Annotated in this window: 1 protein-coding gene; it reads right to left on the bottom strand. The window is 42.7% G+C overall.

Annotation, left to right across the window (positions count from 1 at the left end; all coding sequences use genetic code 11):
• On the bottom strand, positions 1-921 hold a 921-nt coding region (gene gspK, locus A3735_RS07535), incomplete at its 3' end, for a type II secretion system minor pseudopilin GspK (RefSeq protein ID WP_068637855.1).
• Between the last annotated feature and the right edge of the window lie 175 nt (positions 922-1,096).

Raw genomic sequence — 1,096 nt, 5'->3', positions numbered from 1 at the left:
ACTTCTTAACCTGACCGTGCGCTCGGAAAGTGTCACTTCGGTCGCTAACTCGTAAAAGTCAGATCGAACCCCGATGTAATTAAAGTTTATTTTTCCATCCGCAACTAAAGTCTCAGCCTTAAACTCGTCAATATTCTTCCAGGCCTTATCCTGACGAGCTTCTACCAAGCTATCTGCCTGGGCATCAGTAAGGGTTTCACTTAAACTCTGTAAAACTTCCGCTGTTGCAGTATTTACATTAACGGGAGCCCAACCCTGAGGCAATACAGTGACATGCTCTAATAGTTTTTTGAAGTCTTCATTACTGATTGTGGGAAGTAATCGTAATTCTGATATATCGAGCATAGGCTGGCCAGCATTTCTATAAGGAGGGTCTAAGGACAAATACTCGCCATCTTCCGCCCCATCAAAACCACTTGAGTCCTGATTTTCATCAAGCCAGTCAATAATTTGCTCAAGCTTTACCGTTTCGATCGCCAAACGATTAAATAAACGAGTGAAGCGTTCCTTCATTACAGGGATAACTTCCCCTGTCACACTGACTAGGTCATTTAGATTCAGCTTCCCTTGAACATCATTAAACTGTGACGAAACAATTGCACCTTCATAGGGTCTTGTTAAAGAGGACTCAAGAAAGGCTAGGTCATCATAGAATTCTTTTTCTACATCTTTATCATTATCCCAATCATCTTTTAGCCACCACTTTGCATATAACTCGGAGCCAATCGCGTATTGATACGCTTGAGACTGGGCAAATAAATTACCGGCCTGCTGAACAAAAATACTCTGTCTGTTGTACATACCGACAGACAGTATAGAAACTAATGCGAAAACAAAGATGACAATCATCAAGGCGACCCCGCCCTGTTTTTTAACTGAGCATGGGTACTGAATACCGTATGTTCTATATAGCAGAGGCATCAGTCTTTAGCCTTCTGGCCATCAAGACCGTTATCTGAAGATGCGCCGCCACTTAATTCAAGCTCTTTGCCGGAAAAATAGCTCCCTACCTCAAACAAGCGCTTCACCTTGCCGAAGCGTTTATGTGCTATTTCGATTTCAATTGCCTTGGGTAAGCTGTTGTTTGTTTGACGCG

Source organism: Oleiphilus sp. HI0061 (genome assembly GCF_001635675.1).
Note: the sequence above shows the minus strand (reverse complement) of the source record. Positions and strands in the feature narration are given on the sequence as shown.